The organism is Paraburkholderia sp. USG1, from assembly GCF_031570135.1.
Lineage (GTDB): Bacteria > Pseudomonadota > Gammaproteobacteria > Burkholderiales > Burkholderiaceae > Paraburkholderia > Paraburkholderia dioscoreae.
This window is the reverse complement of the sequence record NZ_JAMWXW010000004.1, coordinates 122220-138409: the sequence shown is the minus strand read 5'-3', so window position 1 is coordinate 138409 and position 16190 is coordinate 122220. Positions and strand designations below refer to the sequence as shown.

Here is a 16190-nt window from a genome sequence, read left to right as displayed (position 1 = left end):
TAACTTTTAAACAATGACACGAGGCGGAAACATCTACCCGTCCCACCCGGGCTCTTACACCTGCTCCATATGATCCGGCTCGCCGAGCTCGCGCAACCGGTCAAGGCTGGCTTCGAGAGGCACCACGGCGAGCTGGGCAAATACGAGTGCCAGACGCACGTCCACGTCGTCGTACTGACCCGCGCCGGCCAGCAGGTTCATGGTGCCGATCGTCACGCCGTTCTTGCGCACCGGTATGTTGAGAACGCTCTCGCAACCAATCGACCACAACACTTCGTACTCGGAGAACACTGCCTTGATATCTTCACGGGTCGAACCAATGAACATTTCGCCCCGGTGCAGCACGTGATCCGCCCATCTGCTCTGAGTCACGCGTTTGAAGCCGCCGACCGGATTGATGTCAGGCCGGTTGCTATGCAGACGCCCAAGCCGGCTGGACTGTTCGTCATACGCGAGTACCGTGAACAGGCGCTGGCCATAAACCTGGGTCAGTGCCTGCTCGATCGTTTCCCAAACGACCTCCGCCGGCTGTCCTTCCTGCAATGCGCCAGCGACGCTCGCCAGCGCGGGCAGCATAGCGTTCGGATTACTATTCGACATGGTGGCTCCGTGAACTATTTGGCCGTTTTCAGGGAAGCGCCCGACAGATCATCGGTGAGGCTGTACTCGTCCGCCGTGATTTGTTCCAGCGTTTTTCCGCTGGTGGACACACCCAGTATGAGCACCGCAAGCGCACCAACAAGCAGGATGACGGTCGTCATACCGAATACGCCGGCAAACCCCCAGATCGGATAAATGTAGCCCACGAGCATTGGCGAACAGATCGCACCTATACGGCCAAACGCTGACGCCGTGCCCATACCCGTGGCACGCAGATGCGTGGGGAACACTTCGGGCGTGTAAGCGTATTCGCCGGCGTTGACACCGTTCATCGAGAACGACATGGCGATCGACGCAAGCACGATTGTCAGGTCACTACCGGCAAACGCAAGCCAGATTCCCGAAGCACAGGCGAGTCCCATGTAGGTGACGATCGTCGTTTTGCGCCCGAGCTTTTCGCAGAAATAGGCCGACGAGTAGTAACCCGGAATCTGCGCGAGATAAATCGCGATCGAAACGGAGAAGCTCTTTGTAATCGTCATGCCGTGCTGCACGAGCAGGCCGGGAATCCAGACGAAGAACGCGTATGAGCAGAAAGTCACCGAGAGCCAGAGGCACCACGTCATCAGCGTCGTTTTCGCGAGAGGCGGCTTCCACAGAAGCTTCAGATTGCCGAAGAACGAACCCGAATATTCGTGAAGCGTCGCGTCGCCCGCGACGGGCACGACGGGCGGAAGCGTCACCCCCGAGCGCTCGATTTGCCGCTCGATGTCCGTTACTACCGCAGCAGCCTCTTCGTGGCGCCCACGTGTTTCCAGCCAGCGGGGCGACTCGTGAAGCGAGCGCCGCCACCAGAGCAGAACGATCACCGGCAGCGAAACGATCACCAGCGCAATACGCCAGCCTTCCGGGTTCAGCGGAATGACAAAGTAGCCGATCAGCGCGGCCGCGACGAAACCGAACGAGAAGAAGCCGGCGAGCGCACCGGTAAAGGCACCACGATAGCGATTGCTAACGAATTCGACGAGGAACGGCGCAATGATCGCCCCTTCAGCGCCCATGCCAATGCCGGCAATCGCGCGCAACAACGCGAACGTGTGCCAGTCATTCACAAACGCGTTCACGAACGTCAGCACGCAGAAGAACGTCAGTGCCCACATCATCACGACGCGACGGCCGAACCGGTCGCCGAGCAACCCGGCAAAAAGTGCGCCGACCAGAAAGCCGACATAGGTACTGCTGCCGAGCAGGCCGGTCTCGAAGCTGGTCAGATGCCATTTCGTACGGACCACCGGCAGGATGAAGGCGATGATTGCCGCATCGATGGCTTCGAACATGAAGCCAAGTCCGCCCATGATGAGCAGCTTGAAATGGAAGCGGGAGAACGGCAAGCGCTCAAGCCGTGCTGCGATCGGTGACATGTAAGCCTCCAGTGGGAGAGAAGTGACGCGGAAGCGGCGTTCGACCACATCCCGCATCTATGATACCAATATCCTGTATCCAAAATACGGTGTCAACGAAGAATTTCCCTGACGGCCTATTTTGATCAGGGTTTACCCTTTTTAATTGAGTACTATCCGACTGTGGCGGAGGCCGGAAGGAACGGTGGCAGCCAGTCGCGTCAGAAGCTGTGGCGTACACCCACCCGCACGGCGACCTGATTTCCGGTCGAAGAAGGCGTCAGGAAAGAAAGTGCGGCCACCGCCTGTTTGCCTGTGGAGTCGGTCCCCGTTGCGTGCTCCCACGAGGTGGTCGCATAGACGAGCGTTCGTTTGGAGAGCGAATACTGGGTACCCAGATTGAGTTGCCCGTATTTTGCGGATTCCGCCTTCGTGTAGTCGTACGACGCACCGAAGAGCAACGCCGGCGTGACGTTGTACGTGGCGAGTGCTTCGAAATTGTTGAACGTCGCCGTCCCCGAAAACGGCGTCGACGAAGTCCGAACCACGTCCTCGAAACGGGTATTGGTGTAGGTGAAACCCAGCAATGCGGCACCGATGCGGTAATTGACGCCCGCGCCGGCAACCTGCAACGTGTGCGCCGATGTGTAGCCGCTAAAGGTCGGATTCGTGATCGGATTGGCGAACGTCGTTCCCGCGACGGGATTGGCAGTCGCGTCGTAAATCGATGTAGCCGGGTTATTGATTCGCGAGAACACCGCGCTCGCGCTTAACGCGCTGTTCGTATAGACGAGGCTGACCGACTCTTTCTTGCCGTTGGAAAAGTCGCCGGCCACGCCACCGAGGCTGAACAGAGCGGACAGCTTGAAACCGGCGTAAGTCGGCGAAAGATACTTGATCGAGTTGCTCAGAGAGTAGTCGCCCCAGACGTTGTCCACGTCCCCGGCGTGCGCGGCCAGAATGCCGCCAAAGCGGCTCGACGCCGAGAGCGGCAGCAGCGAATCGAGGACGAGATCATATTGACGCCCCATCAGCAGCGTCCCGTATGGCGAGCCCAAACCCACGTAGGATTGCCGGCCGAACAGGCGTCCGCCGTTATTGAATTTGCCGGTATTGATGTCAAACCCGTTTTCGAGGCGCGCAATCGCACTGTAGCCGCCGCCCAGATCCTCGTTGATCAGGAAGCCCCACTTGCTGCTGCCCAGAGCGCCGTTCGACGCCTGGTAGTTGTGATGACCACCCTGATTGTTGGTGAAGGTCAGGCCATCGTCCAGGGCGCCATAAAGTGTCACCGAACTTTGTGCATGGCACGATAGCGTCGCCGCCATCAATGCGGTCATGCCGAGAAGCTGCTTCTTCATCGTGAATCTCCTTTTTTAATTAATTCGTCATACTGAGTGTATGGATGGGAAATCAATCGGATCGGTTGTCAGCAGGCGCGTGCAGATAGCGATACGGATCGCGATGAGCGCCCCACCCCAATCACGCAACAGCCCGGTAGTGACCAACGGCAGCGATCCGCGAATCAGGAAGCGTCAAGTCAGAGCCTGCATGTTCCGTTTTGCGATTCACGGATCCCCTCTGGGTATCAACAGGAATGACCCGAGCCGGGTTCGCAGACAATATCTTGGATCCAATATAATTGGTCAAGCATTTTCCATGGAGTCAGGGCCGTCGCCCTGCCGGAGACAGGCCAACCCGGTCCAGTAGGCAGTTCGTCAAGAAATTGTAGGCATGTTTCCTGCGCGGACCCCATGAACGCACCGGAGTGCGAAAATGGGAGATCGCTGCGTCAAAATGCAATCCGGGCCGTCCCGCGTCGAATCTGGATGCGAACCGGTCGAAGCGAAGTCGACAAGCCTCATGCTGCCAGGAGCTTCACACCGGGTATTGAGCTAGCTGTATCGCCGGTTGATACGGGAACGCACATGAAAAAATTACTGGAAGATAAGCCGTGGGCGGTCGTTCAGGCGATCCAGTCGATCATCGCCGCCCCTGCCAGCGCGGAATTAAGACGGTCCCAGTACAAAGCATTTTCGCGCCAGGTTCCGCTTTTATATGTGCTTCTTGTCGTCAACACGGCGGCGGTAGTCTTCACTCATTTCCGGGTAGCACCGCGCTGGCTCGCGGTTTATTTGCCGCTTGCCCTTTGCGTGGCCTGCGCCGCGCGAGTCGTACTGTGGCTGAGAGCCCGCAAAACTGAACTGCCCGACGATGTAATCGCCCACCGCCTGCGGACTACCTTGCGGCTCACGGCTGGGTTCGGTGCCGCCTTCACCGTCTGGGGCCTTTTACTGTTTCCCTATGGCGACGCCTATGCCCAATGCCATGTGGCGTTCTATATGTCGATCACGGTGATCGGCTGCATCTTCTGCCTGATGCATATGCGCGCCGCCGCGCTACTGATGACATGCATCGTGGTCGCGCCTTTCGCCGTGTTCTTCCTGATGAGCCAACATGCCGTGCTGATCGCCATCTCGATCAACATGGTGCTCGTTTCCGCCGTGATGATTGTCATCTTGCTGATTTATTACCGCGATTTCGCGGATCTCGTGGAATCGCAGCGCAAACTTTTAATCAAGCAGGCGGAGACCGAGCGTCTCAGCGTGGAAAACCTCCGGCTCGCCAATCTCGACGGGCTGACAGGGCTCCCCAATCGCCGCCGTTTTTTTTCCGACCTCGATAAGCTGCTTACGGCAGGCGGTGCAACCGGCCAGGGTATCGCGGTCGGTGTCGTTGACCTCGACGGATTCAAACCGATAAACGACCTCTACGGCCACCATTTCGGTGACCGGTTGCTCGAAGAGGTCGGGCGCCGTCTGACATCGCTTTCGTCGCCCAGTCTGATTGCCGCCCGCGTAGGTGGCGATGAATTCGGGCTCCTGTTTAGCGGCGACGTCAGTCAGGCGAGGCTATGTGATCTGGGCGCCGCGATTTGCGCTACGCTGCAGCGGCCCTATGAATTGACGGACGTCACTGCGCGTTTGACTGCATCGCTCGGCGTCGCGGTTTTCCCCGAGGCGGGCACCACAGCGATAGAGCTGTCCGAGCGGGCGGACTATGCGTTGTCTTTTGCGAAAAATCATCGCCGCGGCGCGACGGCGATATTTTCCCGTGAGCACGAAACGCAGATCAGGCGGTGCAATGAAATCGAACAGGCACTGAAACTGGCGGACTTCGAGCGCGAGATTTCAGTCTTCTTCCAACCCATTTTCGATGTCTCTTCCAAAGGAATAGTGGCTTTTGAAGCACTCGCGCGATGGACGAGTCCTTCACTCGGCACGATATCTCCGGTGGACTTTCTCGCAGTGGCCGAGAAAACCGACATGATTCATTCAATGACGCATGTTTTGCTGCGCAAAGCACTGGAGGCAGCGGCCGCGTGGCCACCGCAGACGCGCATAGCGTTTAATCTTTCGGCCCGCGACGTCAGTTCCCCCGAGGCAATCGACGGTGTGATCCGCACCGCGCTAGCAAGCGGCGTGGCCCCTGAACGGATCAATTTCGAAGTCACTGAAACGGCGCTCATCAAGAATGTTTCGAGTGCGTGCGAAACTCTCGGCGCCCTGAAAAAGCTCGGAGCGGAAGTTTCTCTCGACGACTTCGGTACCGGATACTCCAGCCTGAGCTATGTTCACCGGCTTCCGATCGACAAGCTCAAGGTCGACCGCAGTTTCATTGCGGACATCGTGGACGATCCGGCGGCACGCGCTGTCGTGAAGAGCATTGTGGACCTGAGCAAGAACCTCGGTCTCACTTGCGTCGTAGAGGGCGTCGAAACCGCATCGCAGGTTAACGTCCTGCTGGGATTGGGCTGCACCGTCATGCAGGGATACTTCTTCGGCAGACCGGTCGCGGGGGAGGACGTACTGGAGTCGTTCGTGACGAACGGCTTTATCACGGCTCGAAGTGCGGCTGCATCAACGCTTTGAACCATTCGATGAAAGCCACGAGCCGGCGCGACCGTTGTCTCCTATGCGGATAAAGCGCCGAAACCGCCATTGGCGCCGCCCTGAATTCGGGCATGACTTCCACCAACGTACCGGCGCTCAACAGATGCTGCACGTCGAAACGCGGAATCTGAATCAGTCCAATCCCTTCGCAGCAGCAGGAAATGTAATTCTCCGCGTTATTGACAATCACCCGGCTGGCCACTGAAATCTGCGCCTCGCGACCGGCAGCGAGGTAGTCCCACGGCAACTCGCGGCCCGTCGTCGGAGATGCATATCCGACGCACAGTTGCCCGTCGAGCAGATCGTCGGGGCGTTCGGGCGCGCCATGTTCGCGCAGATAGCCTGGACTCGCGCAGTTGATCATGGCGATGTTGCCCAACGAATGTGCGACCAGATTGCTGTCGTACAGCGTGCCCACGCGAACGGCGCAGTCCACGCCCTCCTGCACGAGATCGACGGCGCGATCGGTCGAGTTCAACGCCAGCCGCAATGCCGGGTGGTTGCGCAGCAAACCCGGCAACGCCGGCACGACCAGACGGCGAGCAATACGGCTGGGCATGTCAACCTTCAACTGACCGGAGACCTGTCGCTGCCTGACCTGAAATAACTGATCGATCTCATCTACGTCGGTCAGCAGCGCCCGGATTCGTTCCCGCAATTGCGCACCATCCGCCGTGAGTTGCACGCGGCGTGTGGTGCGATGCAATAGCCGCACGCCGACGCTCGCCTCCAGTTGCTGGACGGCCGCCGACACCGACGCACGCGGCAATTCCAGCGCGTGCGCGGCTTTGATGAAGCTGCCCATATCGGCAACCTGGATGAAGACACGGTATTGATCAAGTTTATCCATTGAACGTTATGACCTTGATGTGCCGCTTTCGACTTTTGTGCTTCGTCGCAGGCGCCGCATGGCGGCGGTTGCCGGGCCGGCCGGCGGCATGCCGCCGGCCGCGCAAGCACCATCACTTCGTCGTATAGCCCCCGTTGATGAGGATAGTCTGGCCGGTAATCCACCATCCGTCACTGACCAGATGACGAATAAACGGCACCACGTCCTGAATGTTGGTCAGGCCCGTTTTGGAAAACGATGATAGCGCCGCAGCGCTCTTATGATAAGCGACCGCGTCTTCGCCTTCGGCAGGATAGAAAAAAGGCGTGTCCATCGGTCCCGGGCCTACAGCGGTGACCGAAATGCCGCGCGTGCCATATTCCTTGGCGGCCGCGCGCGTGTAATGCTCGACAGGCGCCTTGGTGCCGGCATACGCGGCGTAGAACGGCGTGAACGCACCGAGCAGAGACGTGACGAGCGTGACGATCTTGCCGTTGTCGTTGACGTGCTTGCCCGCTTCCTTGAGAAAGAAGAAGGCAGTCTTCGAATTGACCGCGGTCATCTCGTCATACTCGGCCTCGCTGATCTCGACGAAGGGTTTTTTCAGCACCTTGCCGACCGTGTTGATGGCAATGTCAGGCTTGCCGATCGCGGCCACCGCGTCGGCGAACAGTTTCTCGACCGCGCCGGCGCGGGTCAGGTCCGCCTGAAACGCCACCGCTTCGGCGCCCGCGGAGCGGATTGCTTCGACCGTGGCATCGGCTTGCGCCTGACTCGCGGCACTGTTGTAGTGAATTGCAATAGCCTTGGCGCCCTGCGCAGCGAGATCGCGGGCTATCAGGCCGCCCAGGTTTTTCGCGCCACCGGCTATGAGCACAACCTTGCCCTTGATGGAATGGTCTGCCATGGGAATGTCCTCAATGTTCGGGGAATTCAAGTCTACGCAGCATCCGGCGCGAAATAATCTGCCGCCCCCTGGATGGATTGTCCAGAAAATCTGTCCAATCGCGTGAGATGGTCATTTCCGATCATCGCGCAAGGAGCGGCCGACAATGGACGGCTCACTTGCATTCACCTCGCGTACCGGACTCCTTCGTACGCGTTATCCTATGCAGCAGGTGAACTGTGACGCATCCAACGTGGCCACGCGAAAATCGTTAAATCGCACTTCCTGATGCGATATGCCATCCGTTACAGCGACGAAATCGCAAGCGAATTCCCAATCTCGAACGAAGGAGCCACGCATGAATTTCGACGGTTCGGTTATCACGGCGCTACTGGACAATGCGGTTTCGAAAGGCGCTATTCATGGCATTGCGGCGGTCGTCGTCAATCGCCACGGCATCCTGTTCCATCATGCCGCCGGCGAGGCGAGCCCACACACCCTGTTCCGCAACGCCTCGATGACGAAAGCCGTCGCCACGACGGCGGCGTTGCAGTTGGTGGAACAAGGGCTCCTCAGCCTCGATGCGACCGTCGAATCGATACTTCCCGCGTTCGGTCAATTGCAGGTGCTCGACGGCTTCGACGGCAATCAGCCGCGTTTGCGCCCGCCCGTCAGCAAGGCCACCGTGCGTCAGTTGATGACGCACACGGCCGGCCTCGGCTACTTCTTCCTCAGCGAGAAGTTGAAGCGCTACCACGAATTGACCGGAGAGCCTCATCCTCTCACCGGACTGAAGCGCAGTCTGTCGGTGCCGCTCGTCAACGACCCCGGTACGGCATGGGAATACGGAACCAACAGCGACTGGCTAGGGCTGATCGTCGAGAAGCTGTCGGGTCAAAGTCTGGACAGCTACGTCAAGCAGCATGTTTATGGGCCGCTGGGAATGAAGGACTCGACGTTCGCGCCGAATCCGGAGCAGCGCGGCCGCCTGTTACGCGTGATGCAACGTCAGGCCGACGGCACGCTCGCGCCGTCGAAAACCGATCTGTCTCCCACCTCCGAATGGGACGCCGCCGGTCACGGCTCTTACGGTACGGTGCAGGATTACGGCCGTTTCCTGCAGGCATGGCTCCATGATGGCGCCGGTATCCTTCAACCGTCGACCGTCGAAATGGCACTGAGGGACCATCTCGGCTCGATCACGCTTCCCGACCCGGCGAAGCCCACGGTGCCGGAACTTTCCAACGAGGTGCCCGCCATGCCGATGCCGCAGGGCTGGGGGTTGGGCTTTCACCTCACGCTCGCCGACCTGCCTGGCATGCGCAGCCGTGGCTCTGCCGATTGGGCCGGCATCTTCAATTCGTACTATTGGTTTGACCGGTCGAGAGACATAGGCGGTGTGCTGATGACCCAGATGCTCCCGTTCTTCGACATGCCGGTCGTCGAAACGCTCATTGGTTTTGAGGCGGCGGTTTATCAGCAGGTGGGAGCGGCCGTGCCGGCTGCCGGGATGCCATCGGGGGCGCAGAGTAGTTAGTCAGCAGCCGTAACCTGGAGAAATAAACCCGCTCGTCCCAGGCGGGTCGTTTTCCGCGAAATCCTGCCACAATGGCCGCAAACAGCCGCCAGAATGCAGAATCGTCAGTCTGGCGCGCTTTCCGTCATGACCGAAGATCTCATGTAACGATGAAAGTTAACTGGACTCTCGCCGTTGCCGCCGGAGCGATATGTCTGTGGGCCTGCCCCACATCAGCCCAGGAATTCGCGCTATACACGGGACCGTTGACCGGCGAACACACGCATTCCTACGCGTGGTCGATGGACTATACGGAAGGGTTCGGCCCGTACCTTGCGGGCAGCATTACCTGGCTCAATGAAGGACATATTCCCGATCATCACCGCGATGGCCAACTCGTCCAGGTGTGGGGCCGGCTACCCCTTGCACAACGGCGTTTCGTGGTCGCACTCGGCGTCGGCCCCTATCGTTATTTCGACACCGAAGCGGCGGAAGAAGGCAAAGGCTATTCGAATACGCATGGCTGGGGCGTTGTCTACAGTGCGCGCGCCACGTGGTATTCGTCCCAGCGCTGGACAGCCAATCTGCAACTCAATCACGTAAGGGTGACGAACGGGCCGTCGACCACGGCGGTCATGCTCGGCATGGGCTATCAACTGGACGCACCCGAGACTCCCGGCCCGCGTGATTTTGCGCTGCCGCGCACGCAAAAAGTCACGAACAACGAAGTGACCTTCATGGCCGGCACAACCATTCTGAACAGCCTCGAGTCGCAAACATCGGCGGCGGAAGCGATCGAATACAGGCGCGGGCTGACCAACTATCTCGACGCGACGCTGGGCTATCTGCATGAAGGCAACGGCCTGACCGCGCGGCGCGACGGCGCCACCGCGCAACTCTGGCTCACGCGGGCCTTTTTTGACGACCGCCTGACACTCGGTATCGGTGCCGGCGCGTATGCCGCCATTCACCACGGCAATTCGAACGACAATCGCGACACGGGCGACGGCATACTGTCCGGCCTCGTTTCGGTATCGGCTTCGTATCGGGTCACGCGACACTGGGCAGCGCGCGTAACGTGGAACCGTGTGGTCACACGCTATAGCCGCGACACGGACGTGATTCTCGGCGGCATTGGTTACCGGTTCTAGTCAGCGCCAGAATCGGCATACGTGCGTCACCCGCCCGACCATACGACTCATATCGCGCTCGCCGCGCGCACCACCTCTTGTTATAATTCTTTCATCAAATCGAACAAAACATAACGCCCATCCACACACTGCGCGCCAGGATCTCCATGCTGAAACCCGACCGCCTCCGCGCCCTTGCCGAAGCGTTGACCAGGCAAAACGTGATGCGCCTGCGCGACGCCGCCGGCCTGCTCGGCGTTTCGGAAATGACTGTCCGGCGCGACATTGCAGGCAGCCCCGAACGATTCACGTATCTCGGCGGCTATATCGTCAGCGCGACCGACGTACCCAATAACGCCGGCTATTCACTCGAAGAAGAAAAAGACCACTTCGCGCAGGCGAAGGCCGAAGCGTCGGCGGTCGCGGCGGGACTCATCGGCGACAACGAAACGCTGTTCATCGATTGCGGCACCACGCTCACCACGCTGGCCCGGTTGATTCCGGTCGAACGGCATGTCACGGTGGTGTGCTATTCGTTGAATGTCGCCGAGATTCTGCGGCGCAAACCGAATGTGCGAATGATTCTGCTCGGCGGCGTGTACGTGCCCTCGTCGGATTCGTTCGCAGGCGAAGAAAGTCTGGAGATGCTGCGCCGCATGGGAATCAACAAGGCGTTCATTTCCGCGGGCGGCGTGGACACCGCGCGCGGTGTGACGTGCTGGAATTTTCATGAAGTCGCGCTGAAGCAGGCGGCGATGGCGAGCGCGGTAGAACGGCATCTGGTTGTGGACCAGAGCAAGTTCGGCGTGGTCAAAGCGGTGCGTTTCTCGCAAGTCGACGACTTCGACTCCATCATTACGGAGAAAGGCCAGCAGTTCCGCAAGCGCCGGTAAGCGTGCTTGCGGCCTCGCTTGCCGCCTGCTGCATCACGCACGGCCCGCAACCCCGCAATGCAGAAGCCGCGCGTTGTGTCTTCAACTCTTGCGCTGCAACGCGAACAGCGTGCCCGCAATCAGAATGAACGCGCCGATAATCACCTTCTGCCAGGTGCTCGGCACACCCACCAGAATCAGCACGCTATTGATCAGCGTGACCAGCGCCACGCCGAGCAATGTGCCGGCCACCGTGCCCGTGCCGCCCGTAATGCGCGCGCCGCCCAGAATCACCGCGGCGATCACATCGAGCTCCGAGCCCACCAGATCGAATGGATTCGCGAGCCGGTTGTTCGAGACGTGCAGAATGCCCGCAATGCCGGCGAGCATGCCCGTATAGCCGAACACGAACAGATGGATCGCGCGCAGGTTGTAGCCGAGCCGCTCGGCGATGGCCAGGCTGCCGCCCATTGCATAGACGCCGCGCCCCATCATCGTGCGGTTCAACAGCCACCAGGTGAGCACCGCCGCCGCCACCAGCGCCACCACCGACACCGGCAGAACGGCGCGCAAGCCGTCGGCGGTGTGATAGAAAAACAGCGGAATGCGGCCGAAACGATCCATGCTGTGCGGAATGTTCATGAAGAACGTCGTGCCGATAAACGTCAGCAGCAACCCGCGATACAGATACTGCGTGCCGATCGTCACGATCAGCGAAGGCGCCTTCAGCCGATGCACCAGCAGCCCGTTGATAACCCCGAGCACGACGCCGCCGAGCGCACCCGTCAGCAGAATCAGCGCGAACGGCGCATCCGGCCACCAGGCGAACACGGCCTTGGTGATGCCGTACATCGTCAGCGCGGCGATCGCGGTGAACGATACGTCGATCCCGCCGGACGCCAGCACCACGAGCGTGCCCAGCGCAAAAAGCGACATCGTGGTGGCCGAGTGCAACAGGTCGAATAGCGTCGCGAGCTGGAAAAATCGCGGATTGATCGCGCCGACAATCAGGCACGTCACCGCGATCAACGCGACGGTAAACCATTCGGGATTGCGCGCGAGCCTGGCCCGCAAGCCCGGCGGCTTGACCTCGGGAGCGACTTCGACGATGGTCGGGGTGGTCATGGTCTGGTTCAGGCGCGAATCGATGCGCGAGTTCATGAGTGGATACGTCCTTTATGCGGCTTCCGAAAGCAGCGCGTGATACAGATCGGCTTCGCTCAACGTGGCGGCCTGGTATTCGCCGGCCACGCGCCCTTTCTTCATCATCAGAATGCGGTCGCAGTTCTGCAGCAGTTCGGGCAAGTCGTCGCTGATCAGAATGATGCCGATGCCGCGTTGCGACAGGCGCTGCATGATGCGGTAAATGATGTCCTTCGAGCCTACGTCCACGCCCACCGTCGGTCCATGCAGAATCAGCACGCGCGGGTCGATCGCGAGCCAGCGGCCAATCAGCACGCGCTGCTGGTTGCCGCCCGAAAGCGATTGCACGGGTTTGTCGACACCGGGCGTGGCGATCTGCAAATCCTTCACCGTCTGCTCGGCGAGTGCCTGTGCGCGGCTGCGATCCACCTGGCCGAAGCGGTCGCGCAAACTGGAGATCATCGCGGTGATCACGTTGTCGCGAATCGACTTGTCGAGAAAAAGCCCCTCATTCAGGCGGTCTTCCGGCACATAGCCGATGCGGTGCTCCTTCGCGTCCGAGGGTGTACGCAAGGAAACGGCCTTGCCGTCGAGCATCACCTGCCCGGATTGCGCGGGCGCGACACCGGCAAGCGCGCGCGCGAGTTCGTTGCGCCCCGAATCGAGCAGCCCCGTAATGCCCAGAATCTCGCCGCCGTGCAGCGCGAACGACACATCGCTGAACTGGCCGGCGCGCGTATAACCACGCACATCGAGCACGACGTTCTGCTCGCATGCACCCTCGCGATAGCGTTCGTTCGACAGATGCCTGCCGGTCATCAGTTCGCTGATCTGCGCTTTGGTGAATTGCGCGATCGGTCCTTGCGCCATTTTCTGTCCGTCGCGCAGCACGATTACTTCGCCGCCGATCGCGTAGCACTCGTCGAGCTTGTGGCTCACGAACAGCACGGTGACACCCTGAGCGCGCAGATTGGCGAGCACGGCAATCAGATTGTCGACCTCCTTCTGCGTGAGCGAAGTGGTGGGCTCGTCCATGATGACGAACTTCGCCTCGCTGGCAATCGCGCGGGCAATCGCCACGAGTTGCCGCGTGGCGAGCGGCAATTGCTCGATCAGCGTCGCCTGGAACTCCGCGTTGCCGGGCAGGCCGACCGATTCGAGCGCGCGCGCGGCCGTGCGCGCCAGTTCGCGCCGGTCGAAGGTGCGGGCAAGCTTGCCCGCGTGCGTGGCCAGCTCGGACGTGAGCGCGACGTTTTCGGCCACGTTCATGTTGGGCAGCAGCGAGAGATCCTGATAAACGGTTTCGATGCCCGCGGCGAGCGATTCGAGCGCGGAGAGCCGCGCATGCCGCACGCCTTCGATCACGAGCTCGCCTTCGTCGGGCGGCTGCGCGCCGGAGATGATCTTGATGAGCGTGCTCTTGCCACAACCGTTTTCGCCGAGCAGGTGATAGATCTGGCCGCGCTCGAATGACAGACTCACGCCGCGCAACGCATGCACGCCGGTGAAGCGCTTGTGCACGCCGACAACCTGCAGAAACGGCTGCGACGCTTCGGACTGCGGTGAACTCGGTGAAACCGGTGAAATTGCGTCCTGATTCATGGTGGCGAGTCGCAAGTTAAGGCGTCCCCGTGGGGACGCCATGGCACATGAAACAACATGAAACAAAAACCGTAAGCGGCGGAAGATCAGAATGGATACTGCTTGTAGTTCGTCTTGTCGACGTTCACCCAGCCCTGCCCGCGCACGATGATGCCCTTGCCCGGCCCTTTCGCGACCGTGACCTTCGTGTAACCGGGAATGCCGAGGTCGGCGCCGTTCTCCACCGTCTTGCCGTCGATCAGCATTTGCGCGATCTTGTTCATCGCAATGCCCGCGAGCTTCGGATCCCAGAACGCGATGCCGTTGATGGCGCCGCTTTCGAGGAACTTGCCGGCTTCAGTCGGCAGACCCGTGCCGTACACGCAGATCTTGCCCTGCATGCCGGCCTCTTCGACAGCGCGGCCAATGCCGATCACATCGAGCGACGACGAGCCCTGGAAGCCCTTCAGGTCCGGATGCTTGCGCAGCACTTCTTTCGCGACTTCATAGGCGCGTTCGCCGTCGTTGTTGGTTTCCAGCTTCGGCTCGACGAGGTTCATCTTCGGATATTTGGCCTTGGCGTTGCCGATGCCGCCGTCCGCCCATTGCACCTGGGAGCGGCTGCCGAGCGAGCCGACCAGCACGGCCCACTTGCCGTCGTCGTGCATGCACGAGGCGAGCCGTTCGTTCAGGCCGGCGCCATAGGCGGTGTTGTCGAATGCTTCGATATCCACCATCGTGTTCTTCGCGTTGTCGGCCTCATGCGTGACGACCTTGATGCCGCGATCCATCGCCTTCTTGAGCGCCGGTTCGAGCGTCGGCGGATCGTAGGGCACCACGGCAATCGCGGTGACCTTCTTGGCGATCAGGTCTTCGATGATCTTCAGTTGCTGCGCCGCGTCCGCGCGGCCGGGGCCGGTCTGATACGCGGTGACGCCGGGATTGTCTTTCGCGAACTGCTTGACGCCGTCGTCCATGCGGTTGAACCAGTTGATGCCGGTCACCTTGACGACCGTGACGATCGTTTCGTTCGTGGCGGCCTGCGCGGCGGCGATCACGCCCACCGTCAGCGCGCCTGCTGCGAGCCCGGCACCCAGTCGAGTCAATTTCATGCGATGTCTCCTTTTTGGTTCGATGTCGCCCATTTCATCGTCACGGACAGCCAGGGCTCGTTGTCCGCCATGTACTAAAACCTTGCCGCGTGCCTGCTAACTTTTAGGCGCCGCGCCCGAACGACTGCCGCCCGTCCCGCCGCCGAAACCGAAAATCGCGCGCACCCGTTCACCGCCCGCGAACGCAAGCGACAGCAGCAACAGAAAGCCCCACGCGCAATCGCCGAAAAACTGCGACACGCCCATCAGATTGAACAGGCTGGAGAGAAACTGCAGCACCGTCGCGGCAAAAAACACGCAGATGATGCGGCCATGCCCGCCCGCCGGATTCACGCCGCCCATCACGGCGATCAGGATCGCGATCAGCAGATAAGAGTTGCCGTAGTCCCATTTCGCGCTGGACGTATGCGTCGCACTGATCAAGCCGGCCAGCGAAGCGAGCACGCCGCACATGGCATACGTCGTGATCAGCATCCGCGCCCGCGGAATGCCGGCATAGAACGCCGCCTTCGGATTGGTGCCCATCAGATAGAGGCGCAGGCCGAATGGACTGCGTTTGAGCAGCCACCCCAGCACGATCACGGCTGCGATAAAGATGCAGAACGCGATCGGCACCTGAAACACCGTACCGTTACCGATATTCGACAACGGGTCCACGTAATCGACATGCACCGAAGCGCCGTTGCTGAGCACCACCGCGAAACCGGTGAACAGCAACTGCGTGCCGAGCGTGCAGAGAATCGGCGTGAGTCTGAGGCGCGCGATCACCACGCCGTTCAGCAGCCCGCCGAGCAAGCCCATTGCCACCACGATCACGCAGAAGAGCGACGTGTAGAGCGCGGGCGAATCGTCGCCGTTGACGAAGCGCGGCACGAGCAGTGCCGCGACCATGCCCGACAGATTGGCGAGCCCGACACCGGACAGGTCGATCCCGCCGTTGCCCGACACCATCGAAAGCATGATGCCGAGCGCGAGCAGGCCTAGTTCGGGCAACTGGCCGCCCATCGACTGCAGATTGTCGATATCGACGAACTGGCCATGCGAGAGCCACGTCGCGACCAGCACGACGAGCACGTTGACGATCAGCAGAAAATTCAGTTGCCGGTCGCCGAACAGTTTTCCAGCGGTGAACGAAGACTTCATGGTGACGACACCCTCCTTCTAGCTT

At 60.4% G+C, this 16190-nt stretch carries 13 protein-coding genes; 4 read left to right on the top strand and 9 right to left on the bottom strand.

Features of this window, described 5'->3' with window-relative positions; genetic code table 11:
* Positions 1–54 precede the first annotated feature (54 nt).
* The 3 genes from NE850_RS07040 to NE850_RS07030 all read right to left on the bottom strand — a co-directional run bounded on the left by NE850_RS07040 (position 55) and on the right by NE850_RS07030 (position 3361).
* Positions 55–600 carry a GAF domain-containing protein gene (locus NE850_RS07040; protein WP_165188399.1) on the bottom strand — a complete coding sequence of 182 codons (546 nt, stop codon included), beginning with the start codon at positions 598–600 and terminating at the stop codon, positions 55–57.
* Between the two features lie 14 nt (positions 601–614).
* On the bottom strand, positions 615–2021 hold the full coding sequence (locus tag NE850_RS07035; RefSeq protein WP_007177283.1) for an MFS transporter: 1407 nt from the start codon (positions 2019–2021) through the stop codon (positions 615–617).
* Between the two features lie 200 nt (positions 2022–2221).
* Positions 2222–3361 carry a porin gene (locus tag NE850_RS07030; RefSeq protein WP_007177284.1) on the bottom strand — a complete coding sequence of 380 codons (1140 nt, stop codon included), beginning with the start codon at positions 3359–3361 and terminating at the stop codon, positions 2222–2224.
* 567 nt (positions 3362–3928) lie between these two features.
* Here NE850_RS07030 and NE850_RS07025 point away from each other — a divergent pair.
* Positions 3929–5932, top strand: coding sequence for a bifunctional diguanylate cyclase/phosphodiesterase (locus tag NE850_RS07025; protein ID WP_007177285.1), 2004 nt, complete (start codon positions 3929–3931; stop codon positions 5930–5932).
* Here NE850_RS07025 and NE850_RS07020 read toward each other — a convergent pair.
* Positions 5898–6803, bottom strand: coding sequence for a LysR family transcriptional regulator (locus NE850_RS07020; RefSeq protein WP_310698572.1), 906 nt, complete (start codon positions 6801–6803; stop codon positions 5898–5900). The genes NE850_RS07025 and NE850_RS07020 overlap by 35 nt on opposite strands.
* 112 nt (positions 6804–6915) lie before the next feature.
* The gene (locus tag NE850_RS07015) at positions 6916–7689 is read right to left on the bottom strand and encodes an SDR family oxidoreductase (RefSeq protein ID WP_310698571.1); all 774 of its coding nucleotides are present in this window, start codon (positions 7687–7689) and stop codon (positions 6916–6918) included.
* Between the two features lie 337 nt (positions 7690–8026).
* Here NE850_RS07015 and NE850_RS07010 point away from each other — a divergent pair, with 337 nt between their 5' ends.
* From NE850_RS07010 to NE850_RS07000, 3 genes are all read left to right on the top strand, one after another.
* Positions 8027–9205 (top strand): serine hydrolase domain-containing protein, encoded by a 1179-nt coding sequence (locus tag NE850_RS07010; RefSeq protein ID WP_310698570.1) that lies wholly within the window; start codon positions 8027–8029, stop codon positions 9203–9205.
* A gap of 149 nt (positions 9206–9354) precedes the next feature.
* On the top strand, positions 9355–10335 hold the full coding sequence (locus tag NE850_RS07005) for a hypothetical protein (RefSeq protein ID WP_310698569.1): 981 nt from the start codon (positions 9355–9357) through the stop codon (positions 10333–10335).
* Positions 10336–10481: 146 nt separating this feature from the next.
* A complete protein-coding gene (locus tag NE850_RS07000; protein WP_007177291.1) occupies positions 10482–11207 on the top strand; it encodes a DeoR/GlpR family DNA-binding transcription regulator in 726 nt (241 codons plus the stop codon).
* 81 nt (positions 11208–11288) lie between these two features.
* Here the strand turns inward: NE850_RS07000 and NE850_RS06995 are convergent, their stop codons facing one another.
* The 4 genes from NE850_RS06995 to NE850_RS06980 form a co-directional block, all read right to left on the bottom strand.
* A complete protein-coding gene (locus NE850_RS06995) occupies positions 11289–12347 on the bottom strand; it encodes an ABC transporter permease (protein ID WP_007177292.1) in 1059 nt (352 codons plus the stop codon).
* 15 nt (positions 12348–12362) lie between these two features.
* Positions 12363–13931 (bottom strand): sugar ABC transporter ATP-binding protein, encoded by a 1569-nt coding sequence (locus NE850_RS06990; protein ID WP_051058917.1) that lies wholly within the window; start codon positions 13929–13931, stop codon positions 12363–12365.
* A gap of 86 nt (positions 13932–14017) precedes the next feature.
* Entirely contained in the window at positions 14018–15022 is a 1005-nt protein-coding gene (locus NE850_RS06985) for an autoinducer 2 ABC transporter substrate-binding protein (protein WP_310698568.1), read from the bottom strand.
* A 96-nt stretch (positions 15023–15118) separates the two neighbouring features.
* Positions 15119–16165 carry an ABC transporter permease gene (locus NE850_RS06980; RefSeq protein ID WP_007177295.1) on the bottom strand — a complete coding sequence of 349 codons (1047 nt, stop codon included), beginning with the start codon at positions 16163–16165 and terminating at the stop codon, positions 15119–15121.
* Between the last annotated feature and the right edge of the window lie 25 nt (positions 16166–16190).

What these genes read in the sequence shown, in the direction of transcription:
- NE850_RS06995 (WP_007177292.1), bottom strand. Translation starts at nt 12,347, where the DNA reads ATGAACTCGCGCATCGATTCGCGCCTGAACCAGACCATGACCACCCCG.
- NE850_RS07015 (WP_310698571.1), bottom strand. Translation starts at nt 7,689, where the DNA reads ATGGCAGACCATTCCATCAAGGGCAAGGTTGTGCTCATAGCCGGTGGC.
- NE850_RS07040 (WP_165188399.1), bottom strand. Translation starts at nt 600, where the DNA reads ATGTCGAATAGTAATCCGAACGCTATGCTGCCCGCGCTGGCGAGCGTC.
- NE850_RS07005 (WP_310698569.1), top strand. Translation starts at nt 9,355, where the DNA reads ATGAAAGTTAACTGGACTCTCGCCGTTGCCGCCGGAGCGATATGTCTG.
- NE850_RS07035 (WP_007177283.1), bottom strand. Translation starts at nt 2,021, where the DNA reads ATGTCACCGATCGCAGCACGGCTTGAGCGCTTGCCGTTCTCCCGCTTC.
- NE850_RS07020 (WP_310698572.1), bottom strand. Translation starts at nt 6,803, where the DNA reads ATGGATAAACTTGATCAATACCGTGTCTTCATCCAGGTTGCCGATATG.
- NE850_RS06980 (WP_007177295.1), bottom strand. Translation starts at nt 16,165, where the DNA reads ATGAAGTCTTCGTTCACCGCTGGAAAACTGTTCGGCGACCGGCAACTG.
- NE850_RS07030 (WP_007177284.1), bottom strand. Translation starts at nt 3,361, where the DNA reads ATGAAGAAGCAGCTTCTCGGCATGACCGCATTGATGGCGGCGACGCTA.
- NE850_RS07000 (WP_007177291.1), top strand. Translation starts at nt 10,482, where the DNA reads ATGCTGAAACCCGACCGCCTCCGCGCCCTTGCCGAAGCGTTGACCAGG.
- NE850_RS06985 (WP_310698568.1), bottom strand. Translation starts at nt 15,022, where the DNA reads ATGAAATTGACTCGACTGGGTGCCGGGCTCGCAGCAGGCGCGCTGACG.
- NE850_RS06990 (WP_051058917.1), bottom strand. Translation starts at nt 13,931, where the DNA reads ATGAATCAGGACGCAATTTCACCGGTTTCACCGAGTTCACCGCAGTCC.
- NE850_RS07025 (WP_007177285.1), top strand. Translation starts at nt 3,929, where the DNA reads ATGAAAAAATTACTGGAAGATAAGCCGTGGGCGGTCGTTCAGGCGATC.
- NE850_RS07010 (WP_310698570.1), top strand. Translation starts at nt 8,027, where the DNA reads ATGAATTTCGACGGTTCGGTTATCACGGCGCTACTGGACAATGCGGTT.